Source organism: Nonomuraea mesophila, assembly GCF_004352805.1.
Taxonomy (GTDB): domain Bacteria; phylum Actinomycetota; class Actinomycetes; order Streptosporangiales; family Streptosporangiaceae; genus Nonomuraea; species Nonomuraea longispora.
Window position 1 is genome coordinate 1 of the sequence record NZ_SMLD01000281.1, and the last position, 6,833, is coordinate 6,833.

The window sequence follows — 6,833 nt, forward strand, 5'->3', positions numbered from 1 at the left end:
GGCGTGGGGGATCGGGTGGCGGGGCACCACATGTGAAGGAGATGTGTGGAGAGTGTGGGGGATAACCCTGGGTTTTCCCTTATATGTCAGGGGAAAGCGCCACGGCGGCGTACTTGAACGTAAGGTCAAAACATGCTGAAGCGCATAAGTCTCTCCGCGGCCGGCGCCGCGCTCGTCGTGGCAGCGGTCGCCGGTTGTGGATCGAACGCCCAGCCCATCCAGGTCAACCTGGCCGCCTCGGAGGTCCTCTCGCAGGCCGCGCAGAAGACCGCGGAGGTGAGCAGCTACACGGTGGACGCCGTCGTCACCATGACCCATCCGCAGGAGGGGTCCGGCAAGATGCAGGGCCGCATGCTCTACCAGAGCAAGCCGCAGCTGGCCGTCGACCTCACCCTCGACAGCGCCGACATGGGCGGCCAGAGCCTGCCGGGCGGCGCGCGTGCCGTGCTCCAGGGCGACACCGTCTACATCAAGGTCGAGGCGCTCAACAAGATGGTGGGCGCCACCAAGCCGTGGATCAAGGTCCCGCTCGGCGAGATGGGTGATTCCAACCAGGTCAACCAGGTCCTCACCCAGATCCAGCAGTTCGACCTGGGCAACATGACCAAGCTCGTCACGGCCTCGCAGGACGTGCAGTCGGTCGGGAACGAGAGCGTCAACGGCGAGGACACCACCCACTACAGCGGCACGTTCCCGGTCGACGCGGCCGTTCAGCAGCTGCCCGCCGACAAGCAGGAGCAGGCCAAGGAGGGCCTGGCGGAGCTGAAGGACGTCAAGTTCGACATCTGGGTGGCCGCGGACGGCCTGCCCCGCAAGCTGGCGCTGAACGGCTCGAAGGAGGGCGGCGCGCTGGACGCCACCTTGTTCTTCAAGGGCTTCAACGAGCCGGTCGCCATCGAGGCTCCGCCCGCCGACCAGGTGGGAGAGCTGCCCAAGGGCAAGACCAACTGAGAACGATTTGGAAACTCGGCGGCCAGCGCGTAGTCTGGTCGGTGCCGAAGACCGCCGGTCGTCGTCAGGTGCCTCAAAACCTGGCGACCGAAGGATCCACGTCATGTGGACGGCCCGCGCAGGTGTGATGCGAGTTTCCCACATGGTGTGATCCGTGTGTGTGAGCCCCGTGCGCCCTGCGCTCGGGGCTGTTCTCATGTCGGGGCGCCTTCGCCGGTGGCACATCTGGAAGGAGGCCCATGGCGAGGGCGGATAAGGCGACAGCGGTTGCCGAGCTCAAGAGCGAGTTCGAGGGCAGCGCTGCCGCCGTTCTGACCGAGTACCGCGGTCTCACCGTCGCCCAGCTCAAGGAGCTGCGCACCTCTCTCGGTGAGAATGCGAAGTTCGCCGTGGCGAAGAACACCCTGACCAAGCTCGCGGCCGGCGAGGCCGGCCTCGCGGGCCTCGACAGCCTGCTCACCGGCCCGACGGCGATCGCGTTCGTCAACGGCGACGTTGTCGAGGCGGCCAAGGGTCTGCGTGACTTCGCCAAGGTCAATCCCCTTCTGGTGATCAAGGGCGGTGTCCTCGACGGCAGGACGCTCGACGCCACCGAGATCACCAAGCTCGCCGACCTCGAGTCCCGCGAGGTCCTCCTCGCGAAGCTGGCCGGTGCCATGAAGGCGAAGCAGAGCGCCGCTGCCGCGGTGTTCGCCGCGCTGCCGACCAACATGGCTCAGCTGGCCGACGCCCTGCGCGCGAAGCGCGAAGAGGCGGGCGAGTAACACGGGGGTTGCCGCAACTCCGCGGTCCCGTTCCTAGTTCTCAGCACGTCCTAACGTAAGGAAACCATCATGGCGAAGCTCAGCACCGACGAGCTGCTCGACGCGTTCAAGGAGATGACCCTCCTCGAGCTGTCCGAGTTCGTGAAGCAGTTCGAAGAGGTCTTCGACGTCAAGGCCGCCGCGCCCGTCGCGGTCGCTGCCGCCCCCGCCGCCGGTGGCGCCGGCGCCGAGGCCCCCGCCGCCGAGGAGCAGGACGAGTTCGACGTCGTCCTCGAGGCCGCCGGCGACAAGAAGATCCAGGTCATCAAGGAGATCCGCGCCCTGACGTCCCTGGGCCTCAAGGAGGCCAAGGACCTGGTCGACGGCGCTCCCAAGCCCGTCTTCGACGGCAAGGTCAACAAGGAGCAGGCGGAGAAGGCCAAGGCTGCCCTCGAGGGCGCCGGCGCCACCGTCACCGTGAAGTAACTTCCCTTCGCACACGCTCTTCAGGAAAGAGGCGGCTGCACCCTGGTGCCGGGTGCGTCCGCCTCTTTTCGCGTTCACGGGGAGGCCGCGGACTCGACCCGCGCGATGGCGCTGGTGTCCATGTAGTCCCTGGCGTGGACGATCTCGCCGTCCCTGATCCTGAGCACCAGCAGACCGGGCACCGTGATCAGCTCCTCGCCGACCTCGACGAGGGTGTCCTGCTCGACGACCACGACCTCCTGGTCGTCGGTACGCAGCAGAGCCCGCCGCCGCACCTCCCGCACCGCGAAGGGCATCGCGCCCCACATGCCGCGGTAGCCCGTACGGATCTCCTCCCGTCCCCTGAACGGCGGCAATTCGCCGAACGGGAACTCGTGCAGCCCGTTCTCCGCATAGAGACCGGCCAGCTCGTCAGGGGACTTGTGCGACATCGCCGCGTGGTAACCCGTGACGATCTCTTCGATGGACATGCTCGCACCTTTCGCTCAACGCACGTTGACTCAACAAGCGTAGAGCCAAGAGGGGGAGGAATGTCAACGCATGTAGGGTCGGATCGATGGGCGAGAAGATGCTTCCCCGGGCCGAGCGGCGGCGCAGGACCGAAGGACGGATCCTCGACGCGGCCAGGGCGTTGTTCGCCGACGTCGGCTACGAGCGCGCCACGATCAGGGCCATCGCCAGGTCGGCCGAGGTCGACCCCGCCCTCGTGATGCAATATTTCGGCAGCAAGCAGGAGCTCTTCCAGCAGGCCGTGCGCGTGGTGGACACCGACACGGCCGCCGGCGGCGATGACCTGGTCGAGCGGCTGCTGGCCACCCTCGGCGTGAAGCTGGGCGAGATGCCGCAGAGCTCGCTGGCCATGATGCGTTCGATGCTCACGCACCCCGAGGCCGCCGCGTCGGCGCGGCGAACGCTCGGGGCGCAGATCGACCGGCTCGCGGAATCCATCCCAGGCGAGGACGCACGCCTGCGCGCGGCGCTGGTCATGACGGTCATGGTCGGCGTGACCGTGGGCCACCGGCTGCTCGAACTCGACGAACTGTGCGAGGCGCCGCCGGAGGAGCTCGCCCGGCTGCTCCGTCCCGGCCTGCGGGCCCTTACTGGACCCGACGTCTCATAACCGGCCCGTAACAAGTTGCCGGATGGGGTCTCGCCACGGCGGATCGCCGTTACGGTAAGGCCACATCCCCGGAAATGCCGAGGTGGCCAGTGGGCGTCGAAGTCGTGGTCGACGGGTTGACCAAGTCGTTCGGTCGGCAGGTCATCTGGGAGGACGTCTCGCTCACCCTCCCGCCCGGCGAGATCTCCGTGCTGCTCGGCCCCTCGGGCACCGGCAAGTCGGTCTTCCTCAAGTCGCTCGTCGGCCTGCTCAGGCCCGACCGCGGCCACATCTGGATCGACGGCTACGACCTCGCCCACTGCGACGAGGGCAGACTGTACGAACTGCGCAGGCTCTTCGGCGTGCTCTTCCAGGACGGTGCCCTGTTCGGCTCGCTCAGCCTCTACGACAACATCGCCTTCCCGCTGCGCGAGCACACCAAGAAGTCCGAGAGCCAGATCCGCGCGATCGTCATGGAGAAGATGGAGCTCGTCGGGCTGCTCGGCGCCGAGTCGAAGCTGCCGGGGGAGATCTCCGGCGGCATGCGCAAGCGGGCGGGGCTGGCCAGGGCGCTGGTGCTCGACCCCGAGATCATCCTGTTCGACGAGCCCGACTCCGGCCTCGATCCCGTACGCACCGCCTACCTCAACCAGCTCATCGTCGACCTCAACGCCGAGATCGAGGCGACGTTCCTGATCGTGACCCACGACATCAACACCGCCCGTACGGTCCCCGACAACATCGGGCTGCTCTTCAGACGCGAGCTGGTGATGTTCGGCCCGCGCGAGATGTTGTTGTCGAGCGACGAGCCGGTGGTACGCCAGTTCCTCAACGCCAGGAAACACGGGCCGATCGGCATGTCCGAGGAGAAGGACATCACGGAGCTGGAGGCCGAGGCGCAGCTGGGACACGACCCCGGCGCGCTGCCGCCGATCCCGCCGCAGCTCATGCCGAGCGACAACTCGATCCGCCACAGCCAGCGGCCGCCCGGCGCGTGGCTGGCGGCCAACGGCGTGATCCCGCCGCGGGGTTCGTTCGTGGACGAGCGTGGCCGCAACTGGCTGGAGGAGTATCCACGCCTGGTCAACGCCCATCTCCACGGCACGCGATAGCGGGCGGGCTTCCGGGAGGCGACGCGCGCTGCCGGTGCCTCAGCGTGGCCCTCAGGCCCGTACAGGGGCATTCGTGGGTTTCGGTTGATTCGATCGGGGTGGGCGTTATGCCGCCTCGGTTGGTTCAGGGGCTCCCCGCGCGAGTGCCGGGTTATGATCCGGCGGACCGGCCAGGGGAAGGGGTGAGCGCGTCGTGGCAGGGCTCGCGGCACGACCCGCTCGCATCCTCATCGCGGCGCTGGGCGGGCTGCTGGTGGCGCTCGTGGGCACGGGCGTGTGGATCGTCGTGCAGACGCGCGCCGAGCAGGCCAGGGCGGCCGACAGGCAGACCGTGCTGCGGGCGGCCGGCACCCACGCGCTCAGCCTGATCTCGCTCGACCACCGCAGCGTCGACGACGGCATGAAGCGCATCCTCGACACCTCCACCGGGCCGGCCAGGGCCGGCTACGAGGCCGACGCCGGCAGGCTCCGCTCGACCACCGTCGCCAACAAGGTGGTCCAGCACGGCGTCCTGCGCGCGACCGGGCTGGTGTCACTGACGGAGACCGGCGCCAAGGTCCTCGTCGTGGCCGACGTGGAGATCCGCTGGGAGGGCTCGGACAACCCGCCGCAGGAGCGCTACTACCGGTGGTCGATGGACCTGACCAGAACCGCGGGCTCCTGGCTGGTGTCGAAGGCGGTGCAGGTCACGTGAGGGTCTTCGCGATCGTGCTGCTCGGCCTCCTCGTGGCGGCGGCGGGGGTGGCGGTCCCGGTGATGTGGTTCGAGCTGCGTGACCTGCGCGCCGCCGACGAGGCCGCCGCGCAGGCGCTCACCGCCGCCAGGCGGGCGGCGCCCGACCTGCTCTCGTACGACTACCGCACGGTGGAGAAGGACCTGGCACGCGCGAGGGCGCACACCACGGGGGAGCTGAGCTCCTACTACGGGCAGCTGAACACGAGCCTCGTGTCCAGGGCGAAGGCTCAGAAGATCGTCCAGACCGTGTCCGTGGCGGGGGCCGGGGTCGAGCGGGCGGAAGCCGGCCGCGTGGAGGTTCTGCTGATCGTGAACATGGGTACGGTCAAAGAGGCCTCCGGCGAGGACGGGCTCCAGCAAGGGTTCACCCAGAACCGGGCAAGGTTGGTGATGGTTCGGCAAGAGTCGCGATGGCTGGTGGCCGATCTGTCGACCCTGCTCGGGACCGCCTGACCCTCCGGCGCGCCGCTTCTTCAATTGTTATCAAAAAACAGGTTTAGTGCAGTCAAAGCCACGGGTACCTCAGTCACAGCTACACCGGTTGCCGGCATGGGTTCGGCCCTCGGTGTGACAGAGCGTTAACCGCCCCCGTTCGCGGGTATCGTCTTGGGCCTGGCGGTAGGCGATCGGTCACACAGGGGAGAAAACCCAGCGTCCGGGCCCCTAGTCGGCTAAAAGTCGCGCTTGTGGGCTTGACGTATCCGCCTGAACGGGCGATGCTGCGACCAACGTGGAGCATGCAGCGAGAGCGAAGTGGACAGGCGTGTGCCGTTCGGCTACACTGCCCCTTTGCGCTGCCCTTTGACGACCCGTGATGCTTGCTCACGTTGCGAGGTTGTCTGGCGTGCGTGTAGTCAGTCCGCCGCGAGCCCTCGGAAGGACATCTGTTGGCAGCCTCGCGCAACGCCTCCGCCGTACCCGCTGGTCCCCGTCGCGTGTCTTTTTCGCGCATCCAGGAGCCTCTCGAAGTTCCTGACCTTCTCGCCCTGCAGACCGAGTCGTTCGATTGGCTGCTCGGCAACGAGAAGTGGAAGGCCCGGGTAGAGGCGGCTCGCCAGGCCGGGCGCAGGGACGTCCCGACCCAGTCGGGTCTCGAAGAGATCTTCGAAGAGATCAGTCCGATCGAGGACTTCTCGGGGACCATGTCCTTGTCGTTCCGCGACCACCGGTTCGAGCCGCCGAAGTACTCCGTAGACGAGTGCAAAGACAAGGACATGACCTTCTCCGCCCCGATGTTCGTGACGGCGGAGTTCATCAATAACACCACCGGTGAGATCAAGAGCCAGACGGTGTTCATGGGCGACTTCCCGCTCATGACGCCGAAGGGCACCTTCATCATCAACGGCACCGAGCGTGTCGTGGTCTCCCAGCTGGTCCGTTCCCCGGGCGTCTACTTCGAACGCAACGTCGACAAGACGTCCGACAAGGATCTCTACGGCTGCAAGGTCATCCCGTCCCGGGGTGCCTGGCTGGAGTTCGAGATCGACAAGCGCGACAGCGTCGGTGTGCGCATCGACCGCAAGCGCAAGCAGGCCGTCACCGTGCTTCTCAAGGCACTGGGGTGGACCAGCGAGAAGATCCTCGAGCGTTTCGGCCGCTACGAGTCGATGCGGGCCACCCTGGAGAAGGACCACACGGCCGGCCAGGATGACGCCCTGCTCGACATCTACCGCAAGCTGCGGCCGGGTGAGCCGCCGACCAAGGAGT

At 67.3% G+C, this 6,833-nt stretch carries 8 protein-coding genes and 1 pseudogene; 8 read left to right on the plus strand and 1 reads right to left on the minus strand.

All coding sequences use genetic code 11. The annotated features are described in order from the left end of the window. Positions 1-132: 132 nt before the first annotated feature. The 3 genes from E1295_RS46225 to rplL all read left to right on the plus strand — a co-directional run bounded on the left by E1295_RS46225 (position 133) and on the right by rplL (position 2,180). A complete protein-coding gene (locus tag E1295_RS46225) occupies positions 133-951 on the plus strand; it encodes an SCO4651 family lipoprotein (protein ID WP_246081203.1) in 819 nt (272 codons plus the stop codon). A gap of 239 nt (positions 952-1,190) precedes the next feature. Beyond that, positions 1,191-1,715 carry a 50S ribosomal protein L10 gene (gene rplJ / locus E1295_RS46230; protein WP_132641477.1) on the plus strand — a complete coding sequence of 175 codons (525 nt, stop codon included), beginning with the start codon at positions 1,191-1,193 and terminating at the stop codon, positions 1,713-1,715. Positions 1,716-1,784: 69 nt separating this feature from the next. Continuing rightward, a complete protein-coding gene (rplL, locus tag E1295_RS46235) occupies positions 1,785-2,180 on the plus strand; it encodes a 50S ribosomal protein L7/L12 (protein WP_132518411.1) in 396 nt (131 codons plus the stop codon). Between the two features lie 74 nt (positions 2,181-2,254). Here the strand turns inward: rplL and E1295_RS46240 are convergent, their stop codons facing one another. Further along, positions 2,255-2,650 carry a nuclear transport factor 2 family protein gene (locus E1295_RS46240; RefSeq protein WP_132641479.1) on the minus strand — a complete coding sequence of 132 codons (396 nt, stop codon included), beginning with the start codon at positions 2,648-2,650 and terminating at the stop codon, positions 2,255-2,257. Between the two features lie 86 nt (positions 2,651-2,736). On the opposite strand from E1295_RS46240, the gene E1295_RS46245 reads away from it, so the two are divergent. From E1295_RS46245 to E1295_RS46265, 5 genes and pseudogenes are all read left to right on the plus strand, one after another. Beyond that, positions 2,737-3,300: a TetR/AcrR family transcriptional regulator gene (locus tag E1295_RS46245; protein ID WP_132641481.1), complete on the plus strand. Its 564-nt coding sequence runs from the start codon at positions 2,737-2,739 to the stop codon at positions 3,298-3,300. An 89-nt stretch (positions 3,301-3,389) separates the two neighbouring features. Continuing rightward, on the plus strand, positions 3,390-4,391 hold the full coding sequence (locus tag E1295_RS46250; protein WP_132641483.1) for an ABC transporter ATP-binding protein: 1,002 nt from the start codon (positions 3,390-3,392) through the stop codon (positions 4,389-4,391). A gap of 193 nt (positions 4,392-4,584) precedes the next feature. Further along, complete coding sequence (locus tag E1295_RS46255) at positions 4,585-5,085, plus strand: hypothetical protein (RefSeq protein WP_132641485.1); 501 nt, start codon at positions 4,585-4,587, stop codon at positions 5,083-5,085. Continuing rightward, positions 5,082-5,579 carry a hypothetical protein gene (locus tag E1295_RS46260; RefSeq protein ID WP_166427763.1) on the plus strand — a complete coding sequence of 166 codons (498 nt, stop codon included), beginning with the start codon at positions 5,082-5,084 and terminating at the stop codon, positions 5,577-5,579. Before E1295_RS46255 ends, E1295_RS46260 begins: the two co-directional genes overlap by 4 nt. A gap of 434 nt (positions 5,580-6,013) precedes the next feature. Then, positions 6,014-6,833, plus strand: a pseudogene (locus E1295_RS46265) (DNA-directed RNA polymerase subunit beta); the annotation flags it as partial.